We start from the raw sequence: 15,791 nt of genomic DNA on the forward strand, positions 1-15,791 counted from the left end.
GAACAGAGTAGTTAAGCCCGCCTGCGCAGATGGTACTGCAATTTTGTGGGAGAGTATGTCGCTGCCTTTCTTTTAGAAACCCTTCCCGGAAACAGGAAGGGTTTTTTGTTTTATACCGTTGCTCCAAATGTGACGGGAGCGTTGTCAGCGCGAACGGGCATGGCAAACAAAAAGTTTTTTTGTAGAAAAATGACCGCCAACTTCTTGTGGCACATCCGGACGGGTTGCGTGAGGGATGGAAGCGGCATCCTTTTGCCTAAGCCGCAAAGGTTTTTAACCGAAAAAGCGACGAAAAAGAGGCTGAACCTTTTCGGTTTGGCAAAAGATACAGCGGACAGCCCGACGGCGGCCCCACCGCTTCTTCCACTTTATTTGCTCGTGAAGACGCCGCCGGCACGCCAAAAATATTAACTTCCTGATGAGCTGAATATTAACTTTAAATCAATATATTTGGAAAAAATCATTCACTCATGAAAAAATTGTTGCTTATCGCGATGTGTCTCGTAGGATTTCAGGGCTTCAGCAAGTCGGCGATTCCAGGGCCATCGGTATTGTTCAGCATTTCTGAGAAGATACTGGCGCAAGCCCAGGCATTTATGTTCCCGTCATTTGACAAGCCCGCGAAGTCGCCAAAAGTCAAGTCTATAATTAAAGTGAAAGCAAAAGCTCCTTTAAAAATCGATTCGGGAGTCCAGGAAAAACCGGCCGCTCCGGTGACCACCGGTGTAAAAGTAAAACGCGATGGAATGTTCATTACCACGGAGTAAAAAATAAGCTATAAATAAAAATCCCGCCTTGTGAGCGGGATTTTTTATGGAAAATAGTAGGCGATTTAAGCCAACATGGTAACCGGATTTTCGATGAACTGCTTAAGGGTTTGCAGAAATTGCGCGCCCGTTGCTCCGTCGACAGTGCGGTGATCGCATGCAAGCGTCACTTTCATGATGTTCCCGACAACGATCTGTCCGTTTTTCACAACCGGCTGTTCCTTGATCGCACCTACTGAAAGGATGGCAGAATTAGGCTGGTTGATGATAGACGTAAATTCGGAAATCCCAAACATACCAAGGTTAGAAACGGTAAACGTGCTTCCGTCCATTTCAGCTGGCTGCAACTTCTTGTTTTTCGCGCGTCCGGCGACGTCTTTTACATTCGCACCTATTTGAGTCAGCGATTGCTGATCGGCGAATTTAAGCACCGGAACGAGCAATCCGTCTTCAACGGCAACTGCAACGCCAATGTTGACATGATGATGGATCAACGTCACATCGTCTTTCCATTGGGAATTGACTTTCGGATGCTTTTTAAGCGCCATCGCACAAGCTTTGATCACCATATCGTTAAACGAGACTTTGGTGTCAGGCAAGCCGTTTATTTGACCTCTTGCGGCGATTGCATTGTCCATATCCAACTCGATCGTCAGATAATAATGAGGAGCCGTAAACTTCGACTCACTCAAACGACGCGCGATCGTCTTGCGCATTTGCGAATTTTTGATTTCCTCTGTGTACGTTTCTCCGGCCGGGACAAAAGGTTTCGCCTGAGCGGTCTCGGCTTTTGGAGCTTCGGACGCAGCAGCAGCAGCGGGAGCAGCTTGATCGGCAGGTTTGAAGTTCTCGATATCGGATTTTACGATGCGTCCGTTTTCGCCCGAACCTTTTACCTGGGAAATGTTGATGCCTTTTTCTTCGGCAATCTTCTTGGCAAGCGGTGAAATAAAAATACGACGTCCATCGGAAACGACTTCTACAGGCGCTTCGGCCTTATCTTCTGATTTCGCTTCTGATTTTGGTTCAGATTTTTCCTCTTTTTGTTCGTCTTTCGTTTCGGGTGAAGCAGCAGTAGCGGCGCCACCTTTGCCGAAGTTGGCAGCGACACCGCTTACATCAGTTCCTTCAGGCCCGATGATCGCCAGAAGAGAGTCGACAGGAGCCGTTTCTCCTTCTTTGACGCCAATGGCAAGCAAAGTACCGGCTTGGAACGATTCAAACTCCATCGTTGCTTTATCGGTTTCGATTTCAGCAAGGATATCGCCTTCAGCGACTTTATCGCCTACCTTTTTCAGCCAGGTCGCTACGGTTCCGTCGGTCATCGTGTCAGACAGGCGCGGCATCGTTACGACGGTTACACCTGCCGGTAATCCGGACGGTGCATTGTCTACTTTTGGTTCGCCTTTCCCGTTCTCTGATTTTGTCTCGGCTTCGGCCGCAGGCTTGCTTTCTTCTTCTGACTTTTTCTCCTCGGTTTTAACGTCCTCTTTTTTTGGTTCGTCCGCTTTAGCCTCAGTCTTTCCGCCACCGGAAATCAATGCCGAAATATCTTCGCCTTCTTCGCCAATTACAGCCAAAAGCGAATCTACGGCGGCAGTTTCTCCAGCCTGGATGCCAATATGCAAAAGCGTTCCGGAATTGAATGACTCGAATTCCATCGTCGCTTTGTCGGTTTCGATTTCGGCCAGGATATCGCCTTCAGCTACTTTGTCGCCCACTTTTTTGAGCCAGGTCGCCACAGTTCCTTCCGTCATGGTGTCCGAAAGGCGCGGCATGGTTACTACTGTTGCCATATATTAAAGTCTGTGTGGGATAAATGGATAGTTTTCTTGCTCGTAGACGACATCGTACAATTGGCTGACTTCCGGGAATGCGGATTCCTCAGCGAATTTTTCACACTCCTCCACAAGGTTCTTCACGCGTTCGTCCATAGCGGCGATTTCCTCATCCGTAGCGAACTTCTGGTCCTTGATGACGTCAAGCACTTGGGTAATCGGGTCGATTTTTTTGTATTCTTCGACTTCTTCTTTGGAGCGATACAACTGAGCATCAGACATTGAATGCCCGCGGTAACGGTATGTTTTCATTTCGAGGAAAGTCGGTCCGTCTCCGCGACGCGCGCGCTCAATGGCTTCGTGCATGGCTTCGGCCACCTTTACCGGGTTCATTCCGTCGACTGGTCCGCACGGCATTTCATAGCCCAAACCAAGTTTCCAGATGTCCGTATGGTTCGCGGTCCTTTCTACAGATGTTCCCATCGCGTAACCGTTGTTCTCCACGATGAAAACCACAGGAAGCTTCCATAGCATGGCCATGTTAAACGCTTCGTGCAACGATCCCTGGCGCGCCGCTCCGTCCCCGAAATAGGTAAGGGTAACGCCGCCGGTGTTGAAATATTTATCGGCAAACGCGATTCCGGCACCTACCGGGATTTGCGCCCCGACGATTCCGTGACCACCGTAAAAACCGTGTTCTTTTGAGAAAATGTGCATGGAACCGCCCATACCTTTTGAGGTTCCCGTAACTTTTCCGAGCAATTCGGCCATTACTTTTTTGGGATCGACGCCCATTCCGATTGGCTGGACGTGGTTGCGGTAAGCGGTGATCATTTTGTCTTTCGACAGATCCATGGCGTGAAGCGCTCCGGCGAGAACCGCTTCCTGACCGTTGTATAGGTGAAGAAATCCTCTTACTTTTTGCTGGATGTATAACGCTGCGAGTTTGTCTTCGAACTTCCTCCAGAACAGCATATCCTCATACCATTTCAGATATACATCTTTAGTTACTTCTTTCATTTGAAAATTTGAGCTAAATGATTAGTGTGTTTGACTTCTAAAGTAAACGCAAAAAGTTTTTATCTGATGTCATGTCCCGATTTTACAGGTCAGATAAAACACAAACGATCAAGTAACTCCGGCCTCACATAGAGTAAATTTCGTTTTGTGGCTCTCACACAAATTTGCGAAAGGCAAAAATACGATATTCCACGCAGGAACAAAAATTTACAAAGCCGTTATTTTGGGCTTTCAAAGGAAGTTTTTATCGAACGTGAACGGCAACAGATTTTTGAGTGAATCCGATTTGAAAACGCCTCCGGTCTCGCCCATAAAATAAATTTCTATAGGACTGTCCTGCCGGATTTCATACTCGGCAATCGACTGCCGGCAAGCCCCGCATGGCGGAATAGGAGCGGTCGTCGGATTGGTGTCCGAAGCGGCCGAAATCGCCATTTTGAGGATTTTCGCGTCCGGATAGGTCGCGCCCGCGTGGAATACCGCAACCCGTTCGGCACAAAGCCCTGACGGATACGCCGCATTTTCCTGATTCGACCCGATGACGATTTTGCCGTTGTCGAGCGCGATTGCAACGCCAACGCGAAAATGCGAATAAGGAGCGTAGGCATTTTTTCTCGCTTCAACGGCCGTTGCCATCAATTCCGAAACATCTGACGGAAGTTCGTCCGTAGAATCGAAAGCCTGAAACGAAGTGGTGATCTTGATTTCTTTCATCAATTGTTTTATCTGTTAGAATCCGTCAGGTTGGCGGAAAAAAAATCCAAACTACCTTTCGGAAATTTGGATTATATCGGTTTACGCTATGAGTCGTTCGACATCAATATTCTTCCCAAGGCTCGCCAAAGTTGAATGTAAGCGAGAAACGCAGCGTGTTTTCAAGCGGGTTGCGCACTTGAGAAGCCGAGAACAGGTACGATACGTCTATCTTTACGATGTTGTAGCGGAAGCCGGCGCCAAGCGTGAAATACTTGCGCTGCCCTTTCTCTTTGTTTTCGTTGAAGTAACCCAATCGGAACGCGAACGCATCCTGGTACATATATTCCGCACCGACCGAATATGTGACTTCCTTGAGTTCTTCGCTGAATCCGTCAGGAGCATCCCCAAACGATTTGAAGATTCCCGACACCCAGTTGATGTCGCGGTATTCCTGGTTATTGGCGACTTCGGCAGCGGTCTGCTCCGTTACGCTGATTTCCCCGTCACCATTTGCGTCAAACGCAGCGTAATCTGGTTTTTGAGGCGTCGGCACGAGCAATTTGGTAAATTCCAAACCAACGGCAACTTTGTTGTATTCGTCAAGGATGAAGTCAAAACCTCCACCAAGTCTCATGTTGGCTGGAAGGAAGTTGGCATTCGAATCGTCTTCGGAAATGTCGTATTTGATTTTCGGACCCAAATTCTGCAAGTTGAAGCCCAATCTCCATCGACCGTTGAAATCATTGTATGCGACTTCTTCAGACTCGTAGTAACCCGCGATGTCGACCGCAAAGGTATTGGCCGGCTTCACGTCATTGCTTTCGGATGGAATTTTCAGTTGCGACCTGATATAACGCGCCGCGACCGACATCGAAAACCTGTCGTCGAGTTTTAGGGCGTAAGCCAAATCCAAAGCCAGTTCGTTCGGTTTCACTACCTGTGCCGGATCGTCGAAATTCTGGCGCAACTCGATTTCCCCAAGCGAGAAATACCGCAAGCTTCCCGCGAAAGCCATACGTTCGTCAAACTTGTTGAAATACGTGATTTGGCCAAGGGAAATGTCGTTGACCAACTCCGTCAAATAAGGCGTATAGTTGACCGAAAAGCCTTGTCTGTCGCGCGAGAACGCAAATTTCGCAGGATTGTATTGCATCGAGAAAGCGTCCGGGGATGTCGCTACACCTTGGTCGGCCATACCGGCAGAACGGGCATCGGCGGCGATCAAAAGGAAGGGAACTCCTGTCGTGATCACGCGGTCTACTTCTTCGATCTGTGCGGTGGAAATCTGTATGGCGAACAAACAAAGTAGTGAAATAGCAATTTTTCTCATTCTGTATATTGGAATTAGAATTAACAAATATAGTATTTTATTAAAGTATCACAAGTTTCTCGATCTTTTCGGTTTGAGAGTTCGTAAGTGTCGAGCGAACCGTCAGTTTGTAAATGTAAACGCCTTTGCCGATCCGGTCGCCAAAATCGTCTTTGCCGTCCCAGACCACTTCGCGGGAAAGGAAACCTTCGGTGTTTACAACCTGGTTTTTGGTCCATACGACCTTTCCGGTTACCGTCATGACCTGGACCTGAACGTCTAGTGGCTCGAACGGTTTGTTATGAGAAAACCAGAATTGCGTATACGTGGTAAACGGGTTCGGATAATTCAAGACGTTCGTCAGCCTGATCTTATCGTCCCCGACCACGACAAACTGAATCTCGGCTGTGATCAAATTGTTGTAAACGTCCCAAGCCTTGAACGTGATCGTGTGCAGCCCTTTTTCGAGGTTGCGGAACGGAAAGCGCAATTGTCCTTTCCTGTGGTTGTCGAGCTCGGCTTCGTAATAGTCGTTGAGCAAATATGGGTTCGCCTCGTCACCGTCGAGAATGGCAACGATGTCGTGACCGATCCCGCTAGCGGTATTGATTCCGTTTTCGTCTTCCAGAAATGCGAGGAATATCGGATTTTCGTTCGTGATGCCTCCGTTTACGAAGGTTTGGTCGTTCATATAGAGTTTGACGGTCGGGCCGATGTTGTCTTCTGCCGCGTTGACGTTGATTCCGCCAATTTTGATCGTCGTGTCGTAACCTGTTTTGTCGAGTAAGATCTGGCCTCGCTTGGCATAGAAGCTGACGCGTCCGTTCCCGACCGGCACGCGGATGTCGCGCGGCACGACGAATCCGACCTCGAATTGTCCGTTATTCACTGTCGCATTGCCGCGAAAGATGGTTTCCCCGAGCGTGGTAAAGTTGAGCAGGCTGCCCACGCCGTCGTTGTTCAGCGTCGTACGCCCGATCTCCTTGTCGTAGACATTTACCGCAACTTCGCCGTTGTAGATCGGAAGTGCATTGCCGAATTCATCTGCAACCTCTCCTGATAATTTGACATACGCGAGCGACTGAAGGTCCGGAATTGCTCCCGTGAGCGGAATGTCGTTTATTTTTGTCAGCCTGACCTGTGGTTTGGCGATGGCGAGCGTCATGGCCGGATCACCCAAAAAGGTGACGATATTAGTATTAAGCGAAATTCCCAGGGAAGCATTCTTGGCCAGCCGCAGTGCCTCAGCTATAGGGACGTAGGTGTTGGTGCTGTTGCCGTTCACATACGAAAGCAAGTATTGCGACAACGTGTCGTTGAAGTTTTGTGCCGCCGATTGCCCTATCGAACGCACCGTAGTAATCATCGAAACTGCGCCGCCGGTCGGGTTCCAGAACGTGTATTCTCCCGCGGTAGGGCGATACGGATTGTCGAAACGCGAAAACTCACACGTGATTGTGATAAACAACGGATATTTATACCGGTTGCTCAGGCTTTCCCCGTCTTCCTTGATCCAGATGCGCTCCGCCGAAAGACCGTCTTCCCCGCCGTGGCCGAGATAATTGAAGACAAGCGCCCCTTTTTCGAATGCATTGAAGAGGTCTTGTCGTGCCTTAGGATAGCGCGCCCCTCCCGCGGCGGTTTCCTGTTCGTAGGAATCGAGATAGACTTTTTCAATGTTCAGGAACGGTTTGGCTGCCGATATGGCCGTGCCAAGCTGGTTCTGGCGTACCTGGAGTTCGACATCGCCGGATTTGTCGGCATCGTCGGAAACCAGCACGTAATTGTTGCGCCACGCACCATATGACCTCAAATCGTGGTAATCGATGACCTTGTCGACGAGTTGGTTGGCCTGGTTGACTTCATTCGCGATGATGCGGCCCACGGCGACGTCGATTCCGCCAAGGTCATTGCCGTTCAAGCCGTCGAGCCTTCCTTCGTCCTGGTCCATCATGCCAAAAAAATCATCCGAAATAAAAGAACTCTCGTTAGATTGGAAACTGTTCAGCGAGTGATAGGCGGGAATGAGGTTCGTGTTGTTCGGAATGCGGTTCTTGAAATCGAATGAAGCGTCCCCGAGAAGGCAAATGTATTTTAGCCGGTTCGCCGCGCCCGATGCGTTGTTGTAGACATAATGCGCGAGATTCCGTATCGCACTTACATCTTGCTTACCCGATGAAAATTCCTGGTAAATCATTTCCGTCGTTACAACACGCGTGCGCAAAGCGGAATAATTTCGATGGAAATTCGCAAGTTTTTCGGCAGGTCCGGAGAATTTGGCAGGCGCGATGATCAAATAGTCCACATCTTCGAATTGCCCTTGCTGGTTGCGGAAAATGGTCCCTTTGATGTCCTGGTTCGCGACTTTTGACTTTGATTCTTTTTTCGGGGCGTAAAGATCGGAATTGTCCAAAACGACATACTGGCGGCGATCGCCAAGGCTGGCGTTGAATGAAAACGTCGCTTGTGACGCGTTGACGGCTTTGGTCGCATTGAAAATATCCGTAACGTCCCAGACTTCGGGAATGTTGCCGGCATTCGAAAATTGGTATTGTCCGACGCCTACGCTTGCGGAATTGTCTGCAGTAAAGCGGAATTGTTTGTTATAACCTTTGAGCTGGCGCTTGGCCCTGACGATTATGTGATCGAGATAGCCCAACGATCCCGGGACACCATTATTATTATAGGTAAGTTTGATTTTCAGCTCTTCGGATGCGGGCACATTGGCCACCAACGCGTTTCCGTATGCATGAACGGTTTCCGCCGTAGCAGGAATGGCCGAAATCGCGAGCGTTCCGACAGCCTGTCCATTGGCCTGGACTTCAAAGTTGGTAGGCGTATAAGCGGCCGCCGCAGCATAAATCCTGATATTGGCCTGGGACGAAGCCACGGCGCCGGGAAAATCGAATTCAAATTCCTGCTCGTTTTCAATGTTGAATTGCTCCCCAAACCAACGCCTGCCGAGCCTTACGATATTAACGAGGTCTTTCTCGTGATATTGGTAATCTTCAAAATCGGTAAAATTCACCGTCGGAGCGGACGGTTGCGCCATGTCTTGTATGCGCTTGCCGTTATCGCCTTTGGCCGTCACGTAATAATACGAACGGTCGGCAAATTGGTTGATATGCGTCTGGCTGTCATCGTTCCAATTGTCGACGCCCTGGGCATAGAACAGGATATAATCGCCTGAGCCGAACGACCCGTCTTCCTCGCCAATGAAACGTATGGCGTTTTCTTCAAGATCGTAAGACGGCGTCTCGGAATTTCGCAGTGGCAACATCTGCCCGCCATTGCCATAGATCTTGATTTTCCTCGGATCGACGTTCGTATTCATTCCGAGGCTCTGCAAAAAGCCTTTCGATATTTTGTAGACACCGGACTTTTCGACATAAAATCGATACCAATCACCCGTAGCCAGCGCCGAGTTCGAAATGGCGTTGACCGCATTGGAAAATTGCGGCCGCGCAGTCGCGTTTCCGGAAGAAAAAACATAGTTGAAAGAAACGAGTTTCCTGAAAACACCGTTCTCCTTTATTATAGGATGCAATCTGATGACGGCGTAATAGGAATCCCTGGCGTTTTTACTTTGCAAAGTCGCCTTCTGTACGGTTGGAACCGAGGCGGGTTTCAGATCGCCCAATGCGCTTTGGGAAATGGTTTCGTATACGACGTTGGACAACTGGAGTGAGGTCGGATTGACCGGTCCGTTTTGCGGAACCGAAAGCGTGTAGGACAAACTCATTTCCGCCCAGTCGAAATGCATGTTCGAAACGTTGAACTGCGGGATTCTCGCCTTGGAACCTCCGTTGACGTATTCGCTGACGTCGGTCCACGTCAGGGCAGCGGTTCCGCTCTGTTGCGAAAAACACAGGTTGGACAGGAAAAGGATGGAGAAGAGTACTGCTTTTTTCATCAGAGATACTAACGCTTGCGCCCGCTAAATATTACGAAGCGTAAAAATAATTTATTTGGGAGTACAGATATAATAATTGAAACAAATTTCCGTTTTCAACGATTATGCGGCAGGAAAAGCCGACGAAAAGCGATTAATTTTCAATGATGTGTTGCAGTTTAACGATTTGTTATTATATTGCGCCACGAAATTTACACCTACTAAAGTATGAAAGTAAACAAAATTATGGCTATCAGACTGTTACTGGCTTCGGTAATAGTGGTCGGTTTTGCTTCTTGTAGCAAGAGTTCAAGCTCGAAAAACACCTCGAGCGCTACGGGTTGGAAAATAAACGACAAAAAAGGCGGCTTTCAGTACAATTCTAAGTTCAAGAAGCAGGCTACTGCTCCTGGCCTTGTAATGGTCGAAGGCGGAACGTTTACCATGGGTAAGGTTCAGGACGACATCATGCACGACTGGAACAACTCCCCGAATCAGCAGCACGTTCAATCCTTTTATATGGATGAAACGGAAGTGACCAACCTTATGTATATGGAATACCTTGACTGGCTGAAGCGTGTCTTCCCGCCGGATCAGGAGAATTATCAGCACATTTATGAAGGTGCTTGTCCGGACACTTTGGTTTGGAGAAACCGCCTCGGATATAACGAAACCATGACGAACAATTACCTTCGTCACCCGGCTTATGCCAATTATCCTGTAGTAGGTGTGAACTGGATCCAGGCTGTTGAATTCAGCAAGTGGAGAACAGACCGCGTCAATGAAAAGACACTTGAAGATCAGAAATACCTCAAGAAAGACGCAAAACTGGCTTCGACTCCGGAGAGCTCTTTCTCTACGGAAACGTATTTGGCTGCACCGACGAAAACATACGGAGGAAACGAAGAGCTTGTCTTGAAAAGAGGAGCCAACGGACGCAGCAAGCCGCAAGGCACGAAAGCTGCTGACGGAACGACTTCCGAGCCTAAAAACGTTTACGCCCAAAGAACTTCAGGGCTTATCCTTCCTGAATATCGCCTTCCAACCGAGGCAGAGTGGGAATATGCCGCTGCCGCTGACGTAGGTCAACGCGAGTACAATATTTACAAAGGACAAAAGAAATATCCTTGGTCCGGAAGCTACACACGTTCTGGCAAACGTCAGGTGCGTGGTGACCAATTGGCTAACTTCAAGCAAGGAAAAGGAGATTACGGTGGAATCGCAGGATGGTCTGACGATGGTGCCGATATCACGAACGCTGTTAAATCTTACCCTCCAAACGACTTCGGTCTTTATGACATGGCTGGTAACGTAGCAGAATGGGTTGCCGATGTTTACCGTCCTATCGTTGACGATGAAGTAAGTGACTTCAACTATTACCGTGGTAACGTTTACATGAAGAACAAGATCGGTGAAGACGGAAAAGTTGAAATCGTAACAACTGAAAACATCGCTTACGACACGCTTTCAAACGGAAAGATCATCGCCAGAAATTTCCCTGGGGAAATTGCAAGGGTTCCTGTTGACGAAAAAGAAACGTACCTTCGTGTGAATTTCGATAAGTCGGACAACCGTAACTTCCGCGATGGTGACAAGCAATCGACACGTTATTTCGATGTTGGTGCTGAAGATGCCGATACCGATAAGAACAAAGCTGCCGACAGCCGCAAGATGTACGATTCGCCTGACCACAACGTATCTGCCGACAGTTTGGGCAATATGGTTCGCGCTTACGATAAATCGAACAAGAGAACGACTTTGATCAACGACGACGTTCGCGTTTACAAAGGAGGATCTTGGAGAGACCGCGCTTACTGGCTCGATCCTGCACAGAGGAGATACTTCCCTCAGGATATGGCTACGGATTATATCGGTTTCCGTTGCGCTATGTCAAGAGTAGGTCCGAAATCGGATAAAAAGAAAAAAGCAAGACATCACTAATCGAGTGATTGGAAAATAACCAGAAAGCCCTAATTTAGGGCTTTCTTTTTTTTATGACTTTACCCGAAATTTACAATCTGTTTCGCGCTACGTCCGGTATCGCGACCGACACGCGCAAGATTGGGCAGGATGCAATGTTCGTAGCCATAAAAGGCGAGCGGTTCGATGCTAATACGTTTGCGTCCGAAGCGCTGCAGAAAGGCGCGGCCTATGTCGTTATTGACAATCCCGAATATTTTATCGATGAGCGGACGATCGTCGTCGAAGACAGTCTTGTCGCGCTGCAACAGCTGGCAGCTTATCATCGTCAGCAACTCGCCATTCCGATTGTCGGGCTCACCGGAAGCAACGGGAAAACAACGACAAAGGAACTTATCAACGCAGTGTTGTCGAGGAAATTTAAGGTCGTGGCTACGATAGGCAATCTCAACAACCACATTGGCGTGCCACTTACGTTGTTGTCATTCACGCCGGATACGCAAATCGGGATTGTTGAAATGGGTGCCAACCATCAGAAAGAAATTGAGTTTCTTTGCGGAATCGCGACGCCCGACGTCGGCTACATCACCAACTTCGGAAAAGCGCATCTCGAAGGTTTCGGAGGCGTTGAAGGCGTGATCAAAGGAAAAAGCGAACTTTATACGTATCTGAAGCAAAACAACAAGACGGCTATCGTAAATGCGGACGATGCGATCCAAATCGAGAAATCGGAAGGGATCGACCGGTTTACGTTTGGAACAGCGGCAAATGTAGATGTCGCGATCGGACGTGTTTCGGCTAATCCTTTCGTGGCCGCGTGGTTTGACGGAATTGAGGTGCGTTCGAACCTGATCGGGAGTTATAATGCGAACAATATAAGCGCTGCGATCGCGATAGGAAAATATTTCAACGTTGCCGATGTGGACATCAAGCATGCGATCGAAGTTTACGTTCCCGCCAACAACCGTTCACAATTGATTACGCGCGGCGCCGGCGAAATCATCCTCGATGCCTATAATGCCAATCCTAGCAGCATGGCGGCGGCAACGGCAAATTTCCTCGCACTGGACAAAAGCGACAAAGTCATGATTCTCGGCGATATGTTCGAGCTCGGGCAGGAGTCCGCTGATGAACACGCACAGCTTGTGGCATCGCTCAAAGGTAAGGGCGTGAGCGCGCATTTTATCGGAAACGACTTTTTCCGTAACCGAATTGACGACGAGCAGTTGCACTTTTATCCCGATTTCGAAAGTTTCATCTCCTCCGATGTCGTCAACACATTGTCCGACAAAACTTTGCTTATTAAAGGATCGAGGGGAATGGCATTGGAACGCATCCTCGATTACTTGCCGGTTTAGATTCGCATCAGGTAGCCCGTAAGATTCTCCTTCTTTTCAAGGTTTAATTTTTTGCGCAACCGGTAACGGGCAAGTTCCACGCCTCCATTGGAAATGTTCATGATTTCGGCTATTTCCTTGGTAGACATGTTCATTAGCAGATACGTCGAAAGATCCAATTCGCGCGGCGTAATGTCGGGATGTTTTTCCTTGAGTCTTTTGAGGAAATCGAAATGTACGTTCCGGATGTGTTTCTCGAGGTCGTTCCAGCTTTTGTCTGCATTTACCTCCTTAATGATGCTCTTGTTAAGTTTGGAAAGCTGGAATTTTGCCGCCTCGTCAAGGCTTTCGGTATCGATTTCCTTCATCTTGTAGATGATGCCGTTCAACACCTTGTTCTTCTTGACGACTTGTAACGAATTGTTCACTAATTCCTTGTCTTTCGAAAGGATTTTGATCTTGAGCTTCTCGTTTTGCAGGCGTTCGATTTCTTTCTCGAGGTCGTATTGCTCCTGTCGTATGCGCGATTCTTTCTCGAGATAGATTTTGCGTTGCTCTACGGTCTCGAAATATTTGTTGCGCCTTATCTGTAGTCTCACCCTGCGTCGGGTCAGGTAAATCGCCAGGATGCCCAATGCCAAATAGGCGACGTAAGCCAGCCAATGCCGGTACCACGGTGGCGAAATGCTGAAGTTGAACGACGTTGCGTCCGATTGTATTCCGTACGAGTTGCGCACCTTGACCATCATCGTATAGTCGCCTTCGCGCAAATTGGTGTATTCTTTAATAGAAACATTGGTCCAATTGCTCCACTTTTCATCGAATCCGCTGAGGCGATAAGAATATTCGAGATTCTCGAGATTTTCATACATAGGCGCCGCAAATACGAACTTTACATTATTCGAACGATACCGAAGTTCGTGTCCGTCGATTTTCCCGCCGATATTCGCTACTTGCAATGTGTCGCCTGGAAACGAGAAGTTCCGGATGAAGACTTTTGGCTTGTTTTCCTCTTTGCGGAACAGGGACGCGTCGTAATGCGCCAAACCGTCCGTAAGACCGATGAGGATGTCATTCCTGTCAATCGTGTTGACCGACACATAATCGTTGACCAGAAATCCGGTAAGATTGGAAAGGCCAGCGACGCTATTGGCGTAGGAGCCGTCCGGTCGTTTTAGTAAAAGGCCCATGGATTCGTTGAACACATACCACAGGTTGCCGAGTTTATCCTGCTCGATGAACCGGGCAGTAGGCAGGTCCTTGAACATTGAAGTGTACTTTGTTTCCGGGACAAAGCCGTCGACATCCAATGCATACGTATAAAATTTGTTGTTGCTTTGGAAGTAGATTTTATTGTCGAGGCGCTGCATGCTCCCAATCCCTTTTTGACGGTCGCCGAGACGGTCGTATATTTTGACGGAACTGAACTTGCTCAGGTCGCTGCTGAGCTTCATTCGGTACACAAGGTTGTCCTTTCGGAGCCACACTGTGTTTCCATCGACCTCAAACGTGTTGGCGGACTTGTTTAGCCCGTCCACATAATTGACGAACTTCCAGTCATTATCCGCTTTTTTGAAGATCGTGAAACCTTGGTAATTGGATCCGATGTAATAGCCATCGGTATTCGGCAGTCGCTTTATGCCCCAATAACCGTTGGGATCAAGGTTTTTGACGATTTTATTGCCTTTGATTTGGAGCAGTCCGCGGTTGTGGCCGCAAAAAAGTTGCCCTTCCACAACTTGGATATTCCACGCCTGGCCGGTGGTCCCGGGCACCAATACAAAAGAATCTTCCTTGAAAGGCTTGCTCCATTTATGATAGAACAGGCCTTGGTTCGTCGCAACATATAAATAGCCGTCATACACAGCCGAAGCGTACACCGTACTCAATTCGAAACTCGAAGAAAAGTAGGTGAACGGTGAGCTTTCGTTTACAAATGCGATCCCGTTGTCGAGCCCGAGCCATAAGTTCGAGCGGTTGTCTACGAACGAGCTAAGTACGGTGTTGTTCTGTATGCCCTTTTTTCGGTTTATGTGTTGGATGATCTTTCCGTTCATGTCGCAAATGATCATGCCGTCGAGAACCGAATTGAGCACGATAAAATTATTTTGTATCATTTCCCCTCCCAGGCAACTATTGCGCCTCATAAAGGCGTCGGCTTCTGTCTTCCAGGGAGTGACCTGCCCATTTTGATACAGGAACAGGCCTTCGTCGATGGTGGCGATCAACCACTTTTTGGCGTCGATCGCGATGATTCCCCAAACTTCGGTATTGTTGAAGACGGCCGTGTTCGGAAGTGGGTCGAATTGTCCGTCATTATATTCGAGCAACCCATTGCCCACATCCTGGTAAACCAGCGATCCGTTGACTTCGAACGAAAATTGAAAGCGATTGGGAGCTTCTGCCTGTCTCAGGTTTTTTCCGTCGAAGATGTAATTCTTTTCAAACGACTGAAAAATGATTTTTGCATCTATGGCGTGTATTTTCCAGATCAGGTCGATTTGAGAGCGGTGATTTTTATTGACGAGCAACGCCAGGGATGTATATTTCAACTTCCCTTTTGCATCGGGGCTAAAGTAACCGAATTCGTTATATCCGCCGACAAATATCTGCGAACCTTTGATTTTCAGGCTTCTTATCGCAGTATTATTCGGTAGCCGATACGTTTTCCAAGATGACCCGTCAAATTGTAACAAACCATCGTTGTTGGCAAAGTACATCGTTCCGTTGGCGTCCTGTCCGATGTTCCAATTCTGTGTTCCGGCCTTATAATCCGTGCGTTTGAAGTTAGAAATCTCCGGAAGGCCGGTATTTTTAATCTGGGCGTGAGCCGACGGTGTGCAAAATGTGACGAAAACGATGTAAATTAATTTGGCGTCGAGGAAAAGATGAGTTGGGAGTAAAGCTATGGTTTTAAGATATTTATTTACTACAACGTTGTAAAGCATAAGGGTTTCAATTGTAAGGGTAGATAAGTTTGGTTAACATTTTTATAACATCGTAAAAATAAAAATAATTCGTTTTAAAACAATAAGTTATAAATTATTTGATAAGGTTTTGTAGTGTTTTGAT

At 48.0% G+C, this 15,791-nt stretch carries 9 protein-coding genes; 3 read left to right on the forward strand and 6 right to left on the reverse strand.

What is annotated here, in order from left to right:
- Positions 1-470: 470 nt before the first annotated feature.
- Positions 471-767, forward strand: a complete 297-nt coding sequence (locus HC229_RS14080; RefSeq protein ID WP_191021142.1) for a hypothetical protein — start codon at positions 471-473, stop codon at positions 765-767.
- A 65-nt stretch (positions 768-832) separates the two neighbouring features.
- Here HC229_RS14080 and HC229_RS14085 read toward each other — a convergent pair whose 3' ends face one another.
- The 5 genes from HC229_RS14085 to porU form a co-directional block, all read right to left on the reverse strand.
- The gene (locus HC229_RS14085) at positions 833-2,563 is read right to left on the reverse strand and encodes a pyruvate dehydrogenase complex dihydrolipoamide acetyltransferase (protein ID WP_191021143.1); all 1,731 of its coding nucleotides are present in this window, start codon (positions 2,561-2,563) and stop codon (positions 833-835) included.
- Between the two features lie 3 nt (positions 2,564-2,566).
- Positions 2,567-3,565, reverse strand: a complete 999-nt coding sequence (gene pdhA, locus HC229_RS14090; RefSeq protein ID WP_191021144.1) for a pyruvate dehydrogenase (acetyl-transferring) E1 component subunit alpha — start codon at positions 3,563-3,565, stop codon at positions 2,567-2,569.
- Between the two features lie 231 nt (positions 3,566-3,796).
- Positions 3,797-4,279, reverse strand: coding sequence for a cytidine deaminase (gene cdd / locus HC229_RS14095; protein ID WP_191021145.1), 483 nt, complete (start codon positions 4,277-4,279; stop codon positions 3,797-3,799).
- Positions 4,280-4,382: 103 nt separating this feature from the next.
- Positions 4,383-5,591 carry a type IX secretion system outer membrane channel protein PorV gene (gene porV, locus HC229_RS14100; protein WP_191021146.1) on the reverse strand — a complete coding sequence of 403 codons (1,209 nt, stop codon included), beginning with the start codon at positions 5,589-5,591 and terminating at the stop codon, positions 4,383-4,385.
- A 40-nt stretch (positions 5,592-5,631) separates the two neighbouring features.
- A complete protein-coding gene (porU, locus tag HC229_RS14105; RefSeq protein ID WP_191021147.1) occupies positions 5,632-9,483 on the reverse strand; it encodes a type IX secretion system sortase PorU in 3,852 nt (1,283 codons plus the stop codon).
- A 207-nt stretch (positions 9,484-9,690) separates the two neighbouring features.
- Here porU and gldJ point away from each other — a divergent pair, with 207 nt between their 5' ends.
- On the forward strand, positions 9,691-11,403 hold the full coding sequence (gene gldJ, locus HC229_RS14110) for a gliding motility lipoprotein GldJ (protein WP_191021148.1): 1,713 nt from the start codon (positions 9,691-9,693) through the stop codon (positions 11,401-11,403).
- Between the two features lie 53 nt (positions 11,404-11,456).
- Positions 11,457-12,740, forward strand: a complete 1,284-nt coding sequence (locus tag HC229_RS14115; protein ID WP_191021149.1) for a UDP-N-acetylmuramoyl-tripeptide--D-alanyl-D-alanine ligase — start codon at positions 11,457-11,459, stop codon at positions 12,738-12,740.
- Here HC229_RS14115 and HC229_RS14120 read toward each other — a convergent pair.
- Positions 12,737-15,667 (reverse strand): helix-turn-helix and ligand-binding sensor domain-containing protein, encoded by a 2,931-nt coding sequence (locus HC229_RS14120; protein WP_191021150.1) that lies wholly within the window; start codon positions 15,665-15,667, stop codon positions 12,737-12,739. The genes HC229_RS14115 and HC229_RS14120 overlap by 4 nt on opposite strands.
- Positions 15,668-15,791: the final 124 nt, after the last annotated feature.

The sequence above is a fragment of the Flavobacterium selenitireducens genome (genome assembly GCF_014748335.1).
In the GTDB taxonomy this organism is placed as follows: domain Bacteria; phylum Bacteroidota; class Bacteroidia; order Flavobacteriales; family Flavobacteriaceae; genus Flavobacterium; species Flavobacterium selenitireducens.

Bases quoted from the DNA above. Each gene is read 5' to 3' on its own strand.
- pdhA (WP_191021144.1), bottom strand. From the start codon at position 3,565: ATGAAAGAAGTAACTAAAGATGTATATCTGAAATGGTATGAGGATATG.
- gldJ (WP_191021148.1), top strand. From the start codon at position 9,691: ATGAAAGTAAACAAAATTATGGCTATCAGACTGTTACTGGCTTCGGTA.
- HC229_RS14120 (WP_191021150.1), bottom strand. From the start codon at position 15,667: ATGCTTTACAACGTTGTAGTAAATAAATATCTTAAAACCATAGCTTTA.
- HC229_RS14085 (WP_191021143.1), bottom strand. From the start codon at position 2,563: ATGGCAACAGTAGTAACCATGCCGCGCCTTTCGGACACCATGACGGAA.
- HC229_RS14080 (WP_191021142.1), top strand. From the start codon at position 471: ATGAAAAAATTGTTGCTTATCGCGATGTGTCTCGTAGGATTTCAGGGC.
- cdd (WP_191021145.1), bottom strand. From the start codon at position 4,279: ATGAAAGAAATCAAGATCACCACTTCGTTTCAGGCTTTCGATTCTACG.
- porU (WP_191021147.1), bottom strand. From the start codon at position 9,483: ATGAAAAAAGCAGTACTCTTCTCCATCCTTTTCCTGTCCAACCTGTGT.
- HC229_RS14115 (WP_191021149.1), top strand. From the start codon at position 11,457: ATGACTTTACCCGAAATTTACAATCTGTTTCGCGCTACGTCCGGTATC.
- porV (WP_191021146.1), bottom strand. From the start codon at position 5,591: ATGAGAAAAATTGCTATTTCACTACTTTGTTTGTTCGCCATACAGATT.